Origin of the sequence: Tistrella bauzanensis, assembly GCF_014636235.1 — a bacterium.
GTDB classification, from domain to species: Bacteria; Pseudomonadota; Alphaproteobacteria; order Tistrellales; family Tistrellaceae; genus Tistrella; species Tistrella bauzanensis.
The window spans coordinates 1-18,697 of sequence record NZ_BMDZ01000016.1 but is presented as its reverse complement, the minus strand read 5'-3'; the positions used below and the strand labels follow the sequence as shown (position 1 = coordinate 18,697).

Annotated in this window: 14 protein-coding genes and 1 pseudogene; 1 reads left to right on the top strand and 14 read right to left on the bottom strand. The window is 67.3% G+C overall.

Annotation, left to right across the window (positions count from 1 at the left end; genetic code table 11):
* Window positions 1-39 precede the first annotated feature (39 nt).
* The 13 genes from ubiT to IEW15_RS08720 form a co-directional block, all read right to left on the bottom strand.
* Window positions 40-750, bottom strand: a complete 711-nt coding sequence (gene ubiT / locus IEW15_RS08780; RefSeq protein ID WP_188576914.1) for a ubiquinone anaerobic biosynthesis accessory factor UbiT — start codon at window positions 748-750, stop codon at window positions 40-42.
* A gap of 12 nt (window positions 751-762) precedes the next feature.
* Entirely contained in the window at window positions 763-2,001 is a 1,239-nt protein-coding gene (locus IEW15_RS08775) for an NnrS family protein (protein WP_188576911.1), read from the bottom strand.
* A complete protein-coding gene (gene mog, locus IEW15_RS08770) occupies window positions 1,998-2,543 on the bottom strand; it encodes a molybdopterin adenylyltransferase (protein ID WP_188576909.1) in 546 nt (181 codons plus the stop codon). Before mog ends, IEW15_RS08775 begins: the two co-directional genes overlap by 4 nt.
* 63 nt (window positions 2,544-2,606) lie before the next feature.
* Window positions 2,607-3,662, bottom strand: coding sequence for a GTP 3',8-cyclase MoaA (gene moaA / locus IEW15_RS08765; protein ID WP_188576906.1), 1,056 nt, complete (start codon window positions 3,660-3,662; stop codon window positions 2,607-2,609).
* Entirely contained in the window at window positions 3,659-4,228 is a 570-nt protein-coding gene (locus IEW15_RS08760; RefSeq protein WP_188576904.1) for a DUF2478 domain-containing protein, read from the bottom strand. Before IEW15_RS08760 ends, moaA begins: the two co-directional genes overlap by 4 nt.
* The gene (locus tag IEW15_RS08755) at window positions 4,225-5,583 is read right to left on the bottom strand and encodes a molybdopterin molybdotransferase MoeA (protein WP_188576901.1); all 1,359 of its coding nucleotides are present in this window, start codon (window positions 5,581-5,583) and stop codon (window positions 4,225-4,227) included. Before IEW15_RS08755 ends, IEW15_RS08760 begins: the two co-directional genes overlap by 4 nt.
* Window positions 5,580-6,143: a hemerythrin domain-containing protein gene (locus IEW15_RS08750; protein WP_188576899.1), complete on the bottom strand. Its 564-nt coding sequence runs from the start codon at window positions 6,141-6,143 to the stop codon at window positions 5,580-5,582. Before IEW15_RS08750 ends, IEW15_RS08755 begins: the two co-directional genes overlap by 4 nt.
* A gap of 81 nt (window positions 6,144-6,224) precedes the next feature.
* Window positions 6,225-7,205 carry a peptidylprolyl isomerase gene (locus tag IEW15_RS08745; protein ID WP_229707944.1) on the bottom strand — a complete coding sequence of 327 codons (981 nt, stop codon included), beginning with the start codon at window positions 7,203-7,205 and terminating at the stop codon, window positions 6,225-6,227.
* A gap of 13 nt (window positions 7,206-7,218) precedes the next feature.
* Window positions 7,219-7,944 carry a respiratory nitrate reductase subunit gamma gene (gene narI, locus IEW15_RS08740; RefSeq protein WP_188576897.1) on the bottom strand — a complete coding sequence of 242 codons (726 nt, stop codon included), beginning with the start codon at window positions 7,942-7,944 and terminating at the stop codon, window positions 7,219-7,221.
* A complete protein-coding gene (gene narJ / locus IEW15_RS08735; RefSeq protein WP_188576895.1) occupies window positions 7,944-8,735 on the bottom strand; it encodes a nitrate reductase molybdenum cofactor assembly chaperone in 792 nt (263 codons plus the stop codon). The genes narI and narJ overlap by 1 nt, the downstream gene beginning before the upstream one ends.
* Window positions 8,736-8,754: 19 nt before the next feature.
* Complete coding sequence (narH, locus tag IEW15_RS08730; RefSeq protein WP_188576893.1) at window positions 8,755-10,281, bottom strand: nitrate reductase subunit beta; 1,527 nt, start codon at window positions 10,279-10,281, stop codon at window positions 8,755-8,757.
* Complete coding sequence (locus IEW15_RS08725; RefSeq protein ID WP_188576891.1) at window positions 10,278-14,018, bottom strand: nitrate reductase subunit alpha; 3,741 nt, start codon at window positions 14,016-14,018, stop codon at window positions 10,278-10,280. The genes narH and IEW15_RS08725 overlap by 4 nt, the downstream gene beginning before the upstream one ends.
* Window positions 14,019-14,049: 31 nt before the next feature.
* Window positions 14,050-16,740 carry a nitrate/nitrite transporter gene (locus IEW15_RS08720; protein WP_188576889.1) on the bottom strand — a complete coding sequence of 897 codons (2,691 nt, stop codon included), beginning with the start codon at window positions 16,738-16,740 and terminating at the stop codon, window positions 14,050-14,052.
* A gap of 244 nt (window positions 16,741-16,984) precedes the next feature.
* Here IEW15_RS08720 and IEW15_RS08715 point away from each other — a divergent pair, with 244 nt between their 5' ends.
* Window positions 16,985-17,674 carry a cyclic nucleotide-binding domain-containing protein gene (locus IEW15_RS08715; protein ID WP_188576887.1) on the top strand — a complete coding sequence of 230 codons (690 nt, stop codon included), beginning with the start codon at window positions 16,985-16,987 and terminating at the stop codon, window positions 17,672-17,674.
* Here the strand turns inward: IEW15_RS08715 and IEW15_RS08710 are convergent.
* Window positions 17,661-18,460: pseudogene (locus tag IEW15_RS08710) on the bottom strand (IS5 family transposase). The gene IEW15_RS08715 and the pseudogene IEW15_RS08710 sit on opposite strands and share 14 nt — an antisense overlap.
* Between the last annotated feature and the right edge of the window lie 237 nt (window positions 18,461-18,697).

Sequence of the window (18,697 nt, the reverse complement as noted above, 5' to 3'; positions counted from 1 at the left end):
TGTCTGTGGCCCGGCTGTCGGCGGCGCGTCCGGTTCCGGTCATTGGTCGGGCTCCACATCGGGCTTGTGGGGGCGGCGGCGCGCGGTCTGGCGTTCCAGCACGCCCAAGCGGCTGTCGATCGCGGCCAGCCGGCGCAGCCCGGCATCGGCGCGGGCATCGCCCGGCCCGGTGATGGCCTTGGCGACGCGGGCCATGTCGCGGGTGGCGGCCGCATGCAACCGCAGGCCCAGGGCAATCGGCCGCATGGCGACATCGCCAATCCGGCCGCAACTGGCGCGGATGTCGGCCAGCAGGTCGATTTCGGCGTCGTCGACCGCATTGCGCAGGGCGACCATCAGGCTGGTATCGCCTTCGATGCGCAGCCGGCCGGCGAAGAACGCGGCGTCGCCGTCGCTCCGGCCCTGAAGCAGATCAAGCAGCAGGGCCAATGGACCGGATATCCGCGCCATGGCCAGCGCCATGTCATCCGGCCCGGCGATCCGCAGCGCCGGGTGATGCGGGTCGAGGTCGAGGAACAGCGGCCAGGGCAGATCGTCGGCCGTGACCAGCAGGCAGGGTCGGGCCGGCGGCGCGATATCCACCCCGGCCGCCAGCCGTTCGAACACGGCGGGGTGGCGTTGGCGGGTGACGCGCAGGGCGATGGCGAGCGCCCGGTTCACCCATGGCGCGGGCAGTGCCCGCAGCGGCGGCTGCAACAGAAGCAGCGGGCTGAGCTCTGGCGGCAGGGCGGCGTTTTGCTGTGCGGTCATCGGCGGATGTCCTCAGCGCGCGGGATAGCGGGTCAGGATCGACCAATAGGACGCGACAAACAGGGCGAAGCCGGCGATCCATGCGGCGGCGGCGGCCTCGATCAACGGCAGCACCGCATCGCCGGCAATCATCGGGCTGCCCGACAGGATGCGCAGCACGGCCGACAGGATCAGCAGCCCATAGACCAGCACCACCGCGGGGCCTGCATGCAGCGGCAATCCGGCATGCCCCAGGCTGGCGCGGCTCATCACCGCCATGGTCATCAGGCCGATGGCGCCGGCGGTCCAGGCATGCAGGGCAGCGGAGGGTTGCAGGATGTCGGGCCACAGGATCGCCAGCCAGAGGCCGGCAAAGCCCAACGGCACGAAGCCATAGGCCAGATGCAGCACCAGAACCAGCGGTTCGCCACCGCACCGCCCGCCACACCAGCGGGCCAGACGGATGGTGTGCGCGATCGCGGCCACAGCCGAAAGGGCGGCGGTCAGGATGGCGTCGGGGCGCGCGATCCAGGCCGCCAGCGCCACCGCCGCCACCGCCATACAGGCACCGTCGAGGTGGTCGAAGGCCACCGGCAGCGGGCCCGGGCCGCGCTTCGCCAGCCAGTTGCGGGTGAAGCTGGGCACGATCCGCCCGCCGACCAGCATGATCAGCAGCAGGGTGACGGCAAGCCCCACCCGCAGGCCGGTGCCGGTATCGATGCCGGCATCGGCGGCGGGGCCGGGCCAGAGCAGGGCGCCGTGAAACAGCGCATTGCCGGCGATCAGCAGCGCCAGGATCACCAGCACCTTCATGTTGCGGCTGTTGCGCGCGGCGATGATCTCGCGGCCGATGGCCAGGGCCAGCACCACCGGAAAGGCAAGGTCGACGAGTGCCGCCGCCTGTGCGCCGACAACCCCCGACAGCGCCACCGCCAGCCGGCCGGCCAGCCACAGCAGGCCCAGCAGCAGCACCGGCCGGCCCAGGATCGGCAGGCGCCCGGTCCAGTTGGGCACCGCCGTCAGCAGAAAGCCCGCCACCACCGCCGGCACATAGCCATAGATCATCTCATGGGCATGCCAGTCGATCAGCCCCAGCCCGGTCGGCAGCACCAGCATGCCGCGGAACAGGGGGATCCAGGCGACCATGGCGATCACCGCCCAGATCGCGGCGGCCATGAAGAACAGCCGGAAGCCATGCAGGATGGCAGGGCCGGTATAGGCGCGCCGGATCGCGGCCGATCCGGCCGGTTGCGGGTGGGATGCGCGGGTCATGGTATCGGGCTCCCAGCCTTTGTGGGGACCGGGCGGAAGCTCTCGACCACGGCCGGGTCGGTCTCGATGCGGCCGGCCTCCATCAGGTCGAGGCAATAGGGGATCGCCGGGAAGATCGCGGCCAGACAAACCGCGATCGCGGCCGGTTTGCCGGGCAGGTTGACGATCAGGCAGCGTCCACGGATGCCGGCGGTCTGGCGCGAGAGGATCGCGGTCGGCACGGTCTCGGCGCTGACCCGGCGCATCATCTCGCCGAAGCCCGGCATTTCCCGCGTGATGACCATGGCCATCGCCTCGGGCGTCAGGTCGCGGAGCGCCGGGCCGGTGCCGCCGGTTGTGAACACCAGACCGGCGCCGGCGGTGTCGGCAAGATCGATCAGCGTGTCGCGCACCGGGGCCACACCGTCGGGAATGATCCGGCGGTCGGGTATCCACGGGCTGCGGATTGCGGTTTCCAGCCACGCCGCGATCGCGGGGCCGCTCAGATCCTCATAGATCCCGCGACTGGCGCGGTCTGAAATGGTGACGATGCCGATGCGCATGATGACATGGTCCTGGATCGTAAGAGGGGGGTGTCCGCCGGCCGGCGGACAACCATGCAGGCTTCAGCCACCCAGCGCCGCCATGGTGCGGCCGATGCCATGGGCGGCATCGCGGGTGATGGCGAAATCATGGCCCTGTGGCTTCAGGCGCAGGGTCTGGCGGATCAGCGCCTCGGTGGCATCCGGTGTGCCGGCCCGCAGCGCCGGTGCCAGATCGACCGCGCCATCATGGCCAAGGCAGGTGTAAAGCCGGCCGGCGGCGCTGATCCGCACCCGGTCGCAGCTTTCACAGAAGCGGTGCGACAGCGGCGTGATCAGGCCCAGCCGGCCACCGGTTTCCGCAACCCGCAGATAGCGCGCCGGGCCTGCCGTGCGATCGGGCAGGCGGGTCAACGTCCAGCGCGTCGCCAGATCGTCGCACAGGCTGTCGAGCGACAGAAACTGCGTGCGGCGGTCATGGCCGGTCTCGCCAAGCGGCATCACCTCGATCAGCGTCAGATCCATGCCCCGGCCATGGGCGAAGCGGATCAACCCGTCGACCTCGCGCTCGATAACACCGGCCAGCGCCACGGCGTTGATCTTGACGTGCAACCCCGCCGCCTGCGCCCGATCGAGCCCGTCGAGCACGCCGTCCAGCCGGCCGCCACGGGTCAGGCGGTGGAAGGTGTCGGGGTCGAGGCTGTCGAGTGACACGTTCACCCGCCTTATGCCGGCCGCCGCCAGTTCCTTGGCATGAACGGCCAGCCTCGTGCCGTTGGTGGTCAGGGTCAACTCGTCGAGCCGCCCGTCGACCACCGCCTCGCCCAGTCGCTCGATCAGCGCCATCACCCCGCGCCTGACCAGCGGCTCGCCACCGGTCAGACGGATGCGCCGCACGCCATTGGCCATGAAGATGTCGGCCAGCCGTGCCAGTTCTTCGATGGTCAGGATCTGATCGCGCGGCATGAACACCGGCCGCGCCGCCATGCAGTACACGCAGCGCAGGTCGCAGCGGTCGGTCACCGACAGCCGCAGATAGCGCACCTGCCGGCCGAACGCATCGGTCAGCGGGCAGCCGGTGCCCGGCGTCGTGGCGGGCCGTCGGCCGACACCTGCCAGACGCGGCGGCAGCGCGCTCATGACTGAAGCTCCGCGATCCTGGCGGGCTGCCTCATCACCCCTCGGCACCAGTCGAGGATCTGTGCGGCATCCGCTTCCAGCACGGTCGCCAGCCCGCCATGGAAGGCGGCACAGGCCGGCATATAGGCCGGCCGCGCGGCGGTCAGCACGGGAATGCCGGCATCCAGGGCGGCGATCATCGCCGCGCGCAGGCCCTGGCCATCGGCCTCGCCCTTGCCGAAGCGGTTGATGATCAGCAGGTCGATGCCCTGGCCGATCGCGACCTGTGCCGCCGCCGATGCCTCGGCCAATCCGCGCGGGTCCAGCCGGCAGCCGCGCGCGGACGGCCCCAGATCCTGCGAGATCCGGATCAGGGCGCCGGTGCGGAGATCTTCCAGATCCATGGCGGCGCAACATCCGGCGGGGGCGGGCCCCTCGCGTTGCAGGAACCCGCCCGGTATCCGGCCCTCGGCCATCAACTGGCGGGCGACAGCCTCAAATATCGCATCGACCGGCCCCGCATCGACCGGAATCCTGTCGTCGAAGTCGATGACGCCGAGTGGCGCCAGATCGGTGAAGATCGTCATGACCGGGCTCCTTGCAGACCGGACGAGAGGCAGGAAAACGGCAGCCAGCCCACAGGGTCGCCGGGGCGGATATCGCCCGCCGCCGCATCGACCACGGCAAAACCCGTGGCCCCGGCCAGCGGCATCAGCCGCGCGGCGCTGCTCGGACCCATGATGCGCAGCACCGGCCGGCCGGCCGGGTCGATGCCCCCGGTCCGCGCCGGCAGATATTCGGGCCGGGCCGGCAGGTATTCGGTCCGGCCCGGCCGGTGGGTCAGGGCGGTGCCGGATACATGGCCGGCATGGCCGGTCGGCGGCACGCCGCCGGACTGCCCCGACAGGCGGCGCAGCATCGCGGTCGCGAACAGCTCGTGGCCCAGAAACGCCGCCGCCGGATTGCCGGGCAGACCCAGGAACGCGCTGCCACCGATGCGGCCCAGCATCACCGGCCGGCCGGGCTTGATCGCCACGCCCCAGCTATCGATCACGCCGCCCGCGGCCACGAAGGCCGGTTTCAGATGATCGCGGTCGCCGACCGAGGCGCCGCCGGTCGACAGGATCAGATCGAACCGGCCGGCGGCGGCGGCGATCGCGTCGCGGACCGCCGCCGCCTGATCGGGAATGGCGCCAAGGTCGGTCAGTATCGTGGACGGGCCTGTCAGCAGCGCCAGCAGCATCGGGCGGTTGGAATCATGGATCCGGCCGGGGCCGAGCGGCTGGCCCGGCGGCACCAGTTCGTCGCCAAGCGTCATCACCGCCACCCGCAGGCGCGGCAGGACCGGCACCGCCGCATGGCCGGCGATGGCCAGCAGGGCGATGTGGCGGGCATCAATGCGGGTGCCGGCGGCCAGAATGACGGTGCCGGCCGGCGCATCCTCGCCGGCGCGCCGGATATGGGCGCCGATGGCCGGATCGCGGCGCAGCGTGATCCGGCCGTCGGTGCTGGTGCAGTCTTCCTGCGCCACCACCCGGTCGAAGCCCGCCGGCAGGGCGGCACCGGTCAGGATGCGCACGGCATGGGGGCGGGTGCCGTCGGCGGCCGGCGCGGGGCCGCCGGCGGCGGCGACACCGGTCACCGGCAGCACCCACGGCCCGGATGCGCCGGCCACGGAACCAGATGTCAGGGCATGAGACGACAAGGCATAGCCATCCATCGCGGCGTGATCGAAGCCCGGCATCGGATAGGGGGTGGCGATGGCGGCGGCGGCGATCCGCCCCGCCGCCTCGGCCAGTGGCACGGTCTCCACACCCCCGACCGCCACGCACAAGGCCTCGGCGCGGGCGACGGCGGCCGTGACATCCAGCAACCGGCCGGCGTCACGGTCGCAGACACAGCCATCGCCCGAGGGCGCGCGCGATATGTCGGCAGGGGTCATTTCACATACTCCGTCATGACGAGCGGCACGCCGCGCCGTGCCGCCATCCGCTGGCCCAGCACCACCAGATCCTGATGGCCCAGCCGGGCCCTGGCGATCGGCAGCACGATGGCGTTTTCCAGGCACAGATGCCGCCGTTCGCGCGTGGCGAAATCGTGGAGCATCGCCGCCAGCGCCGGGGCGGGTGTGCCGCCGGCCCGGTCGATCTGGCCAAGCCCGTCGAGAATGCGGTCGTGGGCAAGCCGGCTGGCGTCGTGGTCGCGGGCCAGACTGGTCAGGATGTCCTGAATCCGGTCATCGGCGGTGGCGCGGCTGCGCAGCAGCGGAAACAGGTCGTCTTCCTCGTCGGTCCAGTGCACCTCGATCTGGGTGGCGAGGAAGCGCACCGCGGCGCCGATCAGCACCGGCGGGGCTGCGGCACCCTCGGCGATCCGGTCGAAGACCCGGCACAGGGTGCGCTGACGGAAATGGTCGGCGAAGATCCGGTCCAGCGGTGTCGCGAACAGCGATGGCGGCAGGCTCTCGGTCAGGGCCTGAAGGTCGATCCGGTCTGTCTCCATGTCCAGGGCCTCCGTCCGTGGCCGTCATCCGGCCACGGACCCAAGGATTGCGGGGGGGGGGCGGTGCCGCGATCGGCGGCGCTATTGCACCAGCGGGCCGTCGGCGGCATCCAGGGTGATGCCGCGAATATCGGCGGCGCCGGCCAGAACACCGATGAACTGTGCCACGCCGCGGCTCCAGCTCGACGCCTCCAGCCAGGCGGCGATGCGGGCTTCGACCAGCTCGAAAGGCAGGGTTTCGCCGGCAATGACCCGGTCGAGGGCGATGACGTGGACGCCGAAGCGGGAGCCGACGGGTTCGGCCACCATCTGCCCGGCACCCAGCCCCGCCAGGGCGCGTTCGAATTCGGGCACCGTGGAGCCTGCGGTCACCTGCCCCAGATTGCCGCCCTGGGCGCGTGACGGGCAGGCGGAATGAGCCTCGGCCAGCGCCGCGAAGGCCGAGGGATCGTCTTGCAGCACCGCGATCAGCCGCCGGGCGGTGTCTTCGGCGGTCTTGCGCGCCGTGGCGTCGCTTTCCGGTGCCGCCAGCAGAATGTGGCGCGCCTCATAGATTGTGCCGCTGGTGAATTTGCCGGGGTTGCGGTCGTAATACCGCCGGCAGGCCACCGCGTCGGCCGTGGGTGTGGTCACCTCGGCATCGAGCAGCGCGCGCAGCAGCGCGTCGTCGTCGACCTCGCGCTTGCCGGCCGCATCGATTTCGGGCTCGGCCTGCAGGTCGCGGCGGCGGGCGGCGCTCAGCAGCAATTCGCGGATCACCAGCGCGCGGGCGGCCTCGGCATAGGCGCGCCGGGCATCCGGGGCCGGATGATTGTGCATCTCGGCCCGGATCTCGGCCTCGCCGATCACCACGCCATCGACCGAGATGTCCGGCAGGTCGGGCATCTGGGGTTCGGCTGGTGCCTGGGTTGCGGCGGATGGCTGGGTTGCGGCCGCGCGGGCGGCGGCGGCGGCCTGTGCCGCCTGGGCGCGGGGATGGACATGGCGGTGGCCGGGCACCGCGCTCGGGCTGTCGGTGGGCATGGTCTTGGGGAAGCGGCCGTCACGAAAGATCGTCGCCATCGGATCGTCCTCCTTATTCGGCCGGCATGCGGCGGGTGGGGGTGGCGGATGCGGGCCTGCGGGTGCGCACCACCTGAAAGCCCGGCCGCCACAGATAGCGGATCGGCGCGCTGAGCATGTGCACCAGCCGGGTGAAGGGGAACAGCAGAAGGATGGTCATGCCCAGCATCAGATGCAGCTTGAAGATGATGTGGACGTCGCTGATATAGCCGGCGGCCCGGCCATCCAGGGTGAAGATGCCCTGCGCCCAGTTCATGAACTTCACCATCTCGTGGCCATCCAGATGGCCCAGCGACAGCGGAATCGTCAGCAGACCCAGCGCCAGTTGCAGCCACAGCATGCAGATGATCAGCAGATCGGTGGGGCCGGAGGTGCGGCGGATACGCGGGTCGAGGAACCGGCGGTGGATCAGCAGGCTGGCGCCGATGATCGCCATCACCCCGGCGATGCCGCCGGCCACGATCGCCAGAAGCTGCTTGGCGCCATGGCTGATGCCCAGTGCGTCGAAGATCCCGATGGGGGTCAGCAGCCCGACCAGATGGCCGCCCAGAATGACCAGCACGCCGATATGGAACAGCACCGATCCCCAGATCAACTGCCGCCGGCGCAGAAGCTGGCTCGATCCCGACCGCCAGGTATAGGGATCGCGGTCATAGCGCAGCACGCTGCCAAGCACCATCACCACCAGCGCGATATAGGGATACACCCCGAACAGGGCGGTGTTCAGATAGCTGGCCATCACACGGTCTCCCTCGATGGCATCGTTGGGGCGTGGGTCGTGGCGGCGGCCGAGGCGGGCGTGGCGGGGGCGGGGGCATGAGTGGCGGGGGCGGGGCGGGCGGCGGCGCGAAGCTGGCGCCGCAGCCGGTCGGGGCCGCAACTGTCGGTGCCGGCGCCGGCGGCGCCGAACATCACCGCCTCTTCCTCCCAGATCCGGTCCAGGGCCTCAAGATCGGTCGGGTCGTCATCGGGCATGGCCATCAATCCGGCGACCACCGCCGGATCGGGGGCCGTATGGGCAGGCGACGCGGCCGCCAGCGCCACCAGAACCGCCAGGGCGGCGGCATAGGGATTGTCCCGCGCCACAAGCCGGGCATGCAGGGCCTGGGTGATATGGGCGATCTGGTCCAGCAGGCCGGCGGCCTCGTCGGGCGCGCGGGTCGACAGATATTCCAGAAACAGCGGCAGGTGGTCGGGCAGTTCGCGGGCGGCGATGACAAAGCCGGCGGCTTCGTACATGTCCTTCAGATCGACCATGGCCTGCCCGCGATCGCGGCTTTCGCCGTGGACATGCTCGAACAGATGCAACGACAGCACCCGGGTGCGATCGAACAGCAGGACATAGGCTTCCTGCGCGTCGTAAAGATCCTGGCCGGCGATATGGTCGACCAGCCGGGCAAGGTTGCCGGCCAGATCGGGCGCCAGGGTTGGTTCGGCGGCAATGGCGGCGCGCAGGTCCGGCGCTGCCGCCTGAAGCTCCGCCGTCGGATAGGACAGCAGCAGCGACACGATCCTGATCAGACGTGACATGGCGATGACCTCCCCGGGCTCAGAACACATCGGTTGGTGTCTGCACCGTCCGGGTGCGTTTCGCGCCGAACAGGTCGACGGTCGACGTGCCCCCGGAACAGCCATTGCCGAACGAGAACCCGCAGGAACCACGGACGTCATAGGCGTCCTCGCCGATCTCGCGATGGCTGGTCGGAATGACGAAGCGGTCCTCGTAATTCGCGATCGCCATGATCCGGTACATCTCCTCGATGATCGGACCGCTGAGGCCGACGCGGGCGGCCAGCGCCTCGTCGATCACGCCGTCGATGGTCTTGGCGCGCATATAGCCGCGCATCGCCAGCATCCGTTCAAGCGCCGTCACCACGGGCTCTTCCTTGCCGGCGGTCAGCAGATTGGCGAGGTAGCGCACCGGAATCCGCAGCGAGCGGACGTCGGGCATGCCGCCATCCAGTCCGATCTTGCTGGCATCGGCGGCGGACTGGATCGGCGACAGGGGCGGCACATACCAGACCATCGGCAGCGTCCGGTATTCAGGGTGCAGCGGGAAGGCGATCTTCCATTCCATCGCCATCTTCCAGACCGGCGATTTGCGGGCGGCATCCAGCCAGGCCTCGGGCACGCCGTCGAGCCGCGCCTGGGCGATCACCTCGGGGTCGTTCGGGTCCAGGAACACCCGGAGCTGCGCCTCGTAGAGATCCTGTTCGTCCTCGGTCGATGCGGCCTCGGCGATCCGGTCGGCATCATAGAGCAGCACGCCCAGATAGCGGATGCGCCCGACGCAGGTTTCAGAGCAGACGGTCGGCTGGCCGGCCTCGATGCGCGGATAGCAGAAGATGCACTTCTCGGATTTCCCCGAAGACCAGTTGTAATAGATCTTCTTGTACGGGCAGCCCGAGACGCACATCCGCCAGCCACGGCATTTCTCCTGATCGATCAGAACGATGCCGTCGTCTTCGCGCTTGTAGATGGCGCCGGATGGGCAGGCCGCGACGCAGGTCGGGTTCAGGCAGTGCTCGCAGAGCCGGGGCAGATACATCATGAAGGTGTTCTCGAAGGCGCCGTAGATCTCCTTCTCGACCTCGGCGAAATTATAGTCGGCCGAGCGCTTCGAGAATTCGCCGCCCAGGATTTCCTCCCAGTTCGGCCCCCATTCGATCTTCTCCATCCGCTGGCCGGTGATCAACGAGCGCGGCCGCGCGGTCGGCGGCGTCTGGACCTCGCCGGCGCTTTGCAGGTGACCGTAATCGAAATCGAACGGCTCGTAATAATCGTCGATCTCGGGCAGGTCCGGATTGGCGAAGATCTTGGCCAGGATGCGCCATTTGGCGCCCATGCGGGGCCGGATACGGCCATCGGTGCCGCGGGTCCAGCCACCATTCCAGCGCTTCTGGTTCTCCCAGTCCTTCGGGTAGCCGATGCCCGGCTTGGTCTCGACATTGTTGAACCAGGCGTATTCCACGCCCTCGCGGTTCGTCCACACGTTCTTGCAGGTCACAGAACAGGTGTGACAGCCGATGCATTTGTCCAGATTAAGGACCATGCCGACCTGTGCTCGGATCTTCATTCCGCCGCCTCCTCACGATACGGCCCATCCAGCCACTCGACCTTGTCCATCCGCCGGACGATGACGAACTCATCCCGGTTGGAGCCGACCGTGCCGTAATAGTTGAAGCCGTAAGATTGCTGCACGTAGCCGCCGATCATGTGTGTCGGCTTGGTAATCGCGCGGGTGACGGAGTTGTGGATGCCACCGCGCTGCCCGGTGATCTTCGATCCCGGCGTATTCACGATCTTTTCCTGGGCGTGATACATGTAGAGCGTGCCCTGCTTCATCCGCTGGGACACGACCGCCCGCGCCACCAGGGCGCCGTTGGTGTTGTAGACTTCCACCCAGTCGTTATCGACAATCTGGCCGCGGGCGGCATCCACTTCCGACATCCAGACCACCGGCCCGCCGCGATTGAGCGTCAGCATCATCAGATTGTCGGAATAGGTGGAATGGATGCCCCATTTCTGGTGCGGGGTGATGAAGTTCAGCACCACCTGCGGGTTGCCGTCGTCCTTGGCATGGATCACCGGCGCCACCGACCGGGTGTCGATCGGGGGGCGATAGACGCAGAACCCCTCGCCGAAGGCCCGCATCCACAGATGATCCTGATACAACTGCTGACGACCGGTCAGCGTCCGCCAGGGGATCAACTCGTGGACATTGGTATAGCCGGCATTATAGCAGACGGTTTCCGACTCGATCCCCGACCAGGTCGGCGACGAGATGATCTTGCGCGGCTGGGCGACGATGTCGCGGAAGCGGATCTTCTCGTCTTCCTTGGCGCGCGCCAGATGGGCATGCTCGCGGCCGGTGGCCTTCGACAAGGCGTCCCATGCCTTGACCGCGACCTCGCCATTGGTCTCGGGCGCCAGCATCAGGATGACCTCGGTCGCATCGATGTCGCTGTCGATGCGGGGCCGGCCGGTGGTGCTGTGGCCGGCCGCGACCACACCGTTCAGCCGGCCCAGGGCCTCGACCTCATGGCCGGTGTTCCAGGTGATCCCCTTGCCGCCATTGCCCAGTTTGTCGAGCAGGGGGCCAAGGGCGGTGAAGCGGTCGTAGAGGGCCGGATAGTCGCGTTCGACCACCGCCACCGATGCCATCGTCCGCCCGGGCACAGGTCTGGTGCCATCGCGCTTCCAGTCGTGGACGTCATAGGGCTGGGCCATTTCGCCGGGCGTGTCGTGCAGGATCGGCACCAGCACCACATCGGTTTCCACCCCCAGCACTTCCGGGGCGATGTCGGAAAACGACCGCGCCAGCCCTTTGAAGATCTCCCAGTCGCTGCGCGCCTCCCAGGCCGGATCGGCGGCGCTCGACAGCGGGTGGATGAAGGGGTGCATGTCCGAGGTGTTGAGGTCGTTCTTCTCGTACCAGGTGGCGGTGGGCAGCACGATGTCGGAATAGACGCAGGTGGTCGACATCCGGAAGTCCAGCGTCACCAGCAGGTCGAGCTTGCCGCGCGGCGCCTCGTCATGCCAGGCGGCCTCCATGCTGTTCAGCCGGCCTTCCGCGCCCAGATCGCGGCCCAGAACCCCGTGCGAGGTGCCGAGCAGGTGCTTCAGGAAATATTCATGGCCCTTGCCCGACGATCCGAGCAGGTTCGACCGCCAGATGAACATGTTGCGCGGCCAGTTGGCCGGATCGTCCGGATCCTCGCAGGCCATGCGCAGCGTGCCCGACGACAGGCCGTCGGCGACGTAATCGGGCACCGCCTTGCCGGCGCGGGCGGCATCGGCGGCAACGCCAAGCGGATTGCTCTGCAATTGCGGCGCCGATGGCAGCCAGCCCATCCGCTCGGCGCGGATGTTGTAATCGATCAGCGTGCCCGACCAGTCGCCATCGGGTGCCGTCGGCGACAGGATGTCGCGCACGTCCAGGGTTTCATAACGCCACTGGTCGGTATGGGCATAGAAGAACGAGGTGCCGTTCATCTGCCGGGGCGGGCGGCTCCAGTCCAGCCCGAAGGCCAGCGGCAGCCAGCCGGTCTGCGGCCGCAGCTTTTCCTGGCCGACATAATGGCTCCAGCCGCCACCGGACTTGCCGATGCAGCCGCACATGATCAGGAGATTGATGATCCCCCGGTAATTCATGTCCATGTGGTACCAGTGGTTCAGCCCGGCACCCAGGATCACCATCGACCGGCCTTCGGTCTTTTCGGCATTGCGGGCGAATTCGCGGGCCACGGTGATGATGTGGCCCTGCGGCACGCCGGTGATCTTCTCGGCCCAGGCCGGGGTATAAGGCTCGTTCCGGTCGTAATCGCGGGCGACATTGCCGCCACCCAGGCCGCGATCCAGGCCGTAATTGGCGGCCATCAGGTCGAAGACCGTGGCGACCAGCGCCTCGCCGCCGGCCAGCGTCACCCGCTTTGCCGGCACGCGCCGCACCAGCACGTCGGCATGGTCGGTGCCTTCGAAATGATCGTGTTTGCGGTTGCCGAAATAGGGGAAGCCGACCTCGGCCACCGCGTCGTGATCGGCGGGGTCGATGAAGGTCATCGCCAGATCGACGTCGCGGCCCTGGCCGTCCTTGGGCTCAAGGTTCCAGTGGCCCTGCTCGCCCCAGCGGAAACCGGCCGATCCGCGCGGGGCCACGATCCGGCCGGTCCGGCGGTCGACGGCCACGGTCTTCCAGTCGGGATTGTCGGCCTCGCCCAGCGCGCCGTCGAAATCGGCGGCCCGCAGCAGCCGCTCGGGCACCAGATGGCCGTTCTTCTCGACCAGCCGCACCAGCATCGGCATATCGGTATAGCGGCGGCAGTAGTCCTCGAAATAGGGTGTCTGGCGGTCGAGATGGAATTCGCGCAGCACCACATGGCCCAGCGCCATGGCCAGCGCCGCGTCGGTGCCCTGTTTGGGGTGCAGCCACAGATCCGAGAACTTGGCGGCCTCGGAATAATCCGGCGACACCACCACCGATTTGGCGCCCTTGTAGCGGGCCTCGGTATAGAAATGGGCGTCGGGGGTACGGGTCTGGGGAACGTTCGATCCCCACAGGATCAGGAAGCCGGCATTGTACCAGTCGGCCGATTCCGGCACGTCGGTCTGCTCGCCCCAGGTCATGGGCGATGCCGGCGGCAGGTCGCAATACCAGTCATAGAATGACAGGCACACCCCGCCCATCAGCGACAGATAGCGCGAGCCGGCGGCATAGGACACCATCGACATGGCCGGGATCGGCGAGAACCCGACCACGCGGTCGGGGCCGTGGGTCTTGACGGTATAGGCGTTGGCGGCGGCGATGATCTCGTTGACCTCGGCCCAGTCGGCGCGCACGAAGCCGCCCAGGCCGCGCATCTTCGTATAAGCCGCCCGCTTCTCGGGCGCCTCGACGATCGAGGCCCAGGCCGCGACCGGCGCCAGCGTCGCCCGGGCCGCCCGCCACAGCTTCAGCAGCCGCGAGCGGATCAGCGGATGCTTCACCCGGTTGGCGGAATACATGTACCAGCTATAGCTGGCGCCACGGGCGCAGCCGCGCGGCTCGTGATTGGGCAGGTCCGGCCGGGTGCGCGGATAGTCGGTCTGCTGGGTTTCCCAGGTGACGATCCCGCCCTTGACATAGATCTTCCACGAGCACGATCCGGTGCAGTTCACGCCATGGGTGGAGCGGACGATCTTGTCGTGCTGCCAGCGCTTGCGATAGGCGTCTTCCCACGAGCGGCTTTCGGTGGTGGTGACGCCGTGACCGTCCGAGAAGGTGCCGGCGGTCTTCACGGCCAGGAAGTTCAGGCGGTCGAGAAGATGGCTCATCTCTCCGTATCCTTTCGTGATGTCGGACGGGTCAGCACGGCACCGACGCGTTTTTGCGGGTGTAGAAGAACCAGGTGACGGCGACACAGGTGACATAGAAGACAAGGAAGCCGATCAGGGCCGCTTCCGGGCCGCCGGTGGCGGCGATCGAGCTGCCATAGGCCTTGGGGATGAAGAAGGCGCCATAGGCGGCGAGGGCCGAGGTGAAGCCGATGATCGCGGCGGATTCGCGCTCCGCCTGGCGGAGCCGTTCCGGCGGCGCCATGCCCGGGCTGGTCCGGTCGACGACGGTGCGCATGATCACCGGGATCATCTGGAAGGTGGAGGCGTTGCCGATGCCCGTGGCCAGGAACAGCACCATGAACATGGCGAAGAAGCCCCAGAACGCGCCGGGCTGATCCTTGATGCCCAGGAAGTAGAGCACGCCCAGCACGCCGGCGATCATCAGCAGGAAGGTCCAGAAGGTGACGCGCCCGCCGCCGAAGCGGTCGGAAATCCAGCCGGTGCCGGCTCGCGACAGGGCGCCGACCAGCGGCCCCAGGAACACGAATTGCAGCGAGTCGACCTCAGGGAACTGGGTCTTGGCCAGCAGCGGGAAGGCGGCGGCATAGCCGATGAACGATCCGAAGGTGCCGGTATACAGCCAGCACATGATCCAGTTGTGGCCGCGGCTGAAGATCACCGCCTGCTCCTTGAACGACGCGCGGGCAGACGCGATGTCGTTCATGCCGAACCAGGCGGCGATGGTGGCGACGATCAGGAACGGCACCCAGATGAAGCCGGCATTCTGCACCCACAGCAGGTCGCCGGCGCTCGTGGCCCGCCCGCTGCCGCCCATCGCGCCGAACACGCTCATGGTGATGACCAGCGGCACCAGGAACTGCATGACGCTGACGCCCAGATTGCCGAGGCCCGCGTTCAGGGCCAGGGCGTTGCCCTTTTCGGCCTTGGGGAAGAAGAAGCTGATATTTGCCATCGACGAGGCGAAGTTGCCGCCGCCCAGGCCGCAGAGCAGTGCCAGCACCAGGAAGATGACATAAGGCGTGTCGGGGTTCTGGACCGCATAGCCGATGCCGAAGGCGGGGATCAGCAGGGATGCGGTGGTCAGGGTGGTCCACAGCCGGCCGCCGAAGATCGGCACCATGAAGGAATAGAAGATGCGCAGCGTGGCGCCCGACAGGCCGGGAAGGGCGGCCAGCCAGAACAACTGGTCGGTGGTGTAGGTGAACCCGATCGCCGGCAGCTTGGCGATCACCATGCTCCACACCATCCAGACCGAGAAGGCAAGCAGCAGGCAGGGGATCGAGATCCACAGATTGCGCCGGGCGATGCGCCGGCCGGTGCTCTGCCAGAAGCCCGGATCCTCGGGGCGCCAGTCCTCGATCACCCGGCTCATGGCGGCGGTCTGTGCCGGCCCATGGATTTCCCGCATCTCGGGCAGATCGGGCAGGGCGTCGAGTTCGGTCGACAGGTGCTGGCGTTCCATCTGCCGGATCGACAGATGCATCCAGATGAAGGCCACCGACACGATCGCGAACAGCAGCATGAAGCAGCTTGTCCAGATGCCGGTCAGGTCGAGCATGACCCCGAAGATCAGCGGCAGGACGAAGCCGCCAAGCCCGCCGATCAACCCGACCAGGCCGCCGACGGCGCCGACATGATCGGGATAATAGACCGGGATATGCTTGTAGACCGCGGCCTTGCCCAGCGACATGAAGAAGCCCAGGACGAAGATCAGGATCACGAACGGCACAAGGCCCATGCTGGTCGTGAAGCTGATCGGCCCGCGGATGCCATGGATGACATAATCGGTCGCGGGGTAGGACAGCATGAAGGTGGCGATCGCCGAGACGCCGAAGGTCCAGTACATGATCGTCCGCGCGCCCTTGCGGTCAGACAGATGTCCGCCATACGCACGGAAGATGCTGGCCGGCACCGAATAGAACGCGGCAAGCAGGCCGGCGGTCTTGATGTCGAGGCCATAGACGCCGACCAGATAATGCGGCAGCCACAGCGCCAGCGACACGAAGGCGCCGAAGACGAAGAAGTAATAGAGCGCGAACCGCCACACCTGCAGACGCTTCAGAGGCTCAAGCTCCAGGAAGGCGCTGCGCGGGCGGGTGCCGCTGGCGCGCCGGGCGATGGTCTGCGGATCGTCGGAGGTGACCAGCCAGAAGATGACCGCCGTCACCGCCAGAACCGCCGCCCAGATCAGGGCGACCATGGTCCAGCCGAAGGCGACCATGATCAGCGGTGCCAGCAGCTTGGTGACCGCGGCACCGACATTGCCGGCGCCGAAGATGCCCAGCGCCGTGCCCTGGCGTTCACGCGGATACCATTTCGACACATAGGCCACGCCGACCGCGAATGTGCCGCCGGCAAGCCCCACGCCCAGCGCCGCGACCAGCATCATGGTGTAGGTTTCGGCAAAGGCCAGCAGCGCGGTCGCGGCCGCCGCCGCCAGCATGGTCAGCGCGAAAACCGGGCGCCCGCCATACTGGTCGGCCCAGACCCCCAGCACGATCCGGACCAGAGAGCCGGTCAGGATCGGCGTGCCGACGAGAAGGCCGAACTGGGTATCGCTCAACCCCAGATCCTGCTGGATGCGGATGCCGATGATCGAAAAGATTGTCCAGACGGCAAAAGAGATGGTGAAGGCAAAAGTACTCATACCGAGTATCTTGCCGGCTTGCGGGGTTGCGGCGCTGGTCTGAGCCTGCATGATTATCCACCTGCCTTGGCGAGCCTGACGGAGGGTTCGCATTTGGGGGTGACCAGACGTTATTTTGATGACGCGCCGTAGATGTTGATCCAGATCAAAAATTGCGGAGAGAGAGTCGAAACAAAGCTTGGGATGATGTTCGCGCTATGGAGAATGACTATATCTATCATGGTGATTTACATTCGCAGAGGCAGAGGGTATATGTTCATCAAATTCAGCCTTGATAAATATCAAGGAAAGCCACATGCGCCCAAATGACCTGCCTGGCATCCGGGACTTGCCCCTGTTCCGCAGCATGGACGAAGCCAGCTTCGCCGAGCTGATGAATGCCGCTTATCTTCAGAAATTTCCCCGTCAGGTTGATTTGATTCTTGAGGGAGAACCGGCTGATTTCCTGTATGTGGTGATCGAGGGCTGCGTCGAGCTGTTCAGCCGCCATGCCGGGCGCGAGACGACCCTGGGAATGGTGGTGCCGGTGAGTTCGTTCATTCTGGCGGCGGTGATCCGCGACGCGGTGTATCTGATGTCGGGCCGGACCACGGAAGCCTCTCGCATCCTGATGATCCCGTCCGAGAATATCCGGGCGATCTTCGAGAAGGATGGCGCCTTCGCGCGCGCCATCGTGCGCGAACTGGCGCTCGATTTCCGGGTGATGATCAAGGAATACAAGAACCTGAAGCTGCGCCCGGGGATCGAGCGGCTGGCCAACCGGCTGTTGCGTCTTCACGATCAGAACGCGGCCGCCGGCAGCTTCATGCTGCCTTACGACAAGAAGACGCTGGCCTCGATCCTTGGCATGACGCCGGAAAACCTCTCGCGCGGCTTCGCGACCCTCAGGGCCTATGGGGTGGATGTCGCGGGCAACACGGTCACCATTGCCGATGTCGACGATCTGCGGGCGTTCGCGAAGATGAACCCTCTCATCGACCAATAACATCGATCGCGACCTGATCGCGGCGCGGCCGCAAGATGCTGACCTCGAAGTCCTTGGCGAGGCGGCGGCATCGCCCGAGCCAGGCGAAGGTTCGTTCGACCACCCAGCGGCGGGGCAGAAGCTCGAAGCCCTTGGCGGTGTCGGAGCGCTTGATGATCTCGAAGGTCCAGTGGCCCAGCGCGGCCATGGCGTCGCGCAGCTTGTCGCCGGCATAGCCGCCGTCAGCGAAGATGTGGCGCAGCCACGGATAGAGCGAACGGATCGACGCCAGCAGGTCGGGCGCGCCGTCACGGTCCTGGATGTCGGCGGGGTGAGCACGCCGACCAGATGGCCCTCGGTGTCGGTGAGGATATGGCGCTTGCGGCCTTTGATCTTCTTGCCGGCGTCGAAGCCGCGCGGCCCGCCGCTTTCGGTGGTTTTCACCGACTGGCTGTCGATGACCCCCGCCGTGGGGCGGGCCTCGCGCCCGACCATCTCGCGCAGGGCCATGACCAGCATGTGGTTGATCTGCGCCAGCAAGCCCGTGTGCGACCAGGCGTAGAAGTAGCCCTGCACCGTCGAGTAGGGCGGAAAGTCCTTGGGGATCGCACGCCATTGGCAGCCGGTCGAGGCCATGTACAGGATCGCCTCCACCACCGAGCGCGGGTTGGTCTTTCTCGGCCGCCCCCGCCTCGGCGCCGCCGGCAACAACGGGGCGACCAACGCCCACTCCGCGTCGGTAAGATCGCTTGCGTAGCGCAAGCCCTCGCGCCGATAGTGCCAGCGGGTGGTTTCAGTCCAAGCCATCGTGATCTACATTGAGCTTCACAAGCCAACGGAATCACAACCGATTGAAATCAACCACCTTCTTTTTCAGTCAGACTCTGAATGATCTGAGAATCAGGGGCATCATCTGACACTGCCGACAGTCAAAGAACCGGCACGCGATAAAAAAAGCGGCCCCCAGAGCCTGTTGCAGAATGGGCTCCAACCCTGTCGATGTCCGCTTGCCCCCGCGCTGCGGGGCTGATTCCCTCGGGTGAG

Coding starts and splice junctions, on each gene's coding strand:
- ubiT (WP_188576914.1), bottom strand. CDS start 750: ATGACCGCACAGCAAAACGCCGCCCTGCCGCCAGAGCTCAGCCCGCTG.
- moaA (WP_188576906.1), bottom strand. CDS start 3,662: ATGAGCGCGCTGCCGCCGCGTCTGGCAGGTGTCGGCCGACGGCCCGCC.
- mog (WP_188576909.1), bottom strand. CDS start 2,543: ATGCGCATCGGCATCGTCACCATTTCAGACCGCGCCAGTCGCGGGATC.
- narJ (WP_188576895.1), bottom strand. CDS start 8,735: ATGTCACGTCTGATCAGGATCGTGTCGCTGCTGCTGTCCTATCCGACG.
- IEW15_RS08745 (WP_229707944.1), bottom strand. CDS start 7,205: ATGGCGACGATCTTTCGTGACGGCCGCTTCCCCAAGACCATGCCCACC.
- IEW15_RS08720 (WP_188576889.1), bottom strand. CDS start 16,740: ATGCAGGCTCAGACCAGCGCCGCAACCCCGCAAGCCGGCAAGATACTC.
- IEW15_RS08755 (WP_188576901.1), bottom strand. CDS start 5,583: ATGACCCCTGCCGACATATCGCGCGCGCCCTCGGGCGATGGCTGTGTC.
- IEW15_RS08725 (WP_188576891.1), bottom strand. CDS start 14,018: ATGAGCCATCTTCTCGACCGCCTGAACTTCCTGGCCGTGAAGACCGCC.
- IEW15_RS08760 (WP_188576904.1), bottom strand. CDS start 4,228: ATGACGATCTTCACCGATCTGGCGCCACTCGGCGTCATCGACTTCGAC.
- IEW15_RS08750 (WP_188576899.1), bottom strand. CDS start 6,143: ATGGAGACAGACCGGATCGACCTTCAGGCCCTGACCGAGAGCCTGCCG.
- narI (WP_188576897.1), bottom strand. CDS start 7,944: ATGGCCAGCTATCTGAACACCGCCCTGTTCGGGGTGTATCCCTATATC.
- narH (WP_188576893.1), bottom strand. CDS start 10,281: ATGAAGATCCGAGCACAGGTCGGCATGGTCCTTAATCTGGACAAATGC.
- IEW15_RS08715 (WP_188576887.1), top strand. CDS start 16,985: ATGCGCCCAAATGACCTGCCTGGCATCCGGGACTTGCCCCTGTTCCGC.
- IEW15_RS08775 (WP_188576911.1), bottom strand. CDS start 2,001: ATGACCCGCGCATCCCACCCGCAACCGGCCGGATCGGCCGCGATCCGG.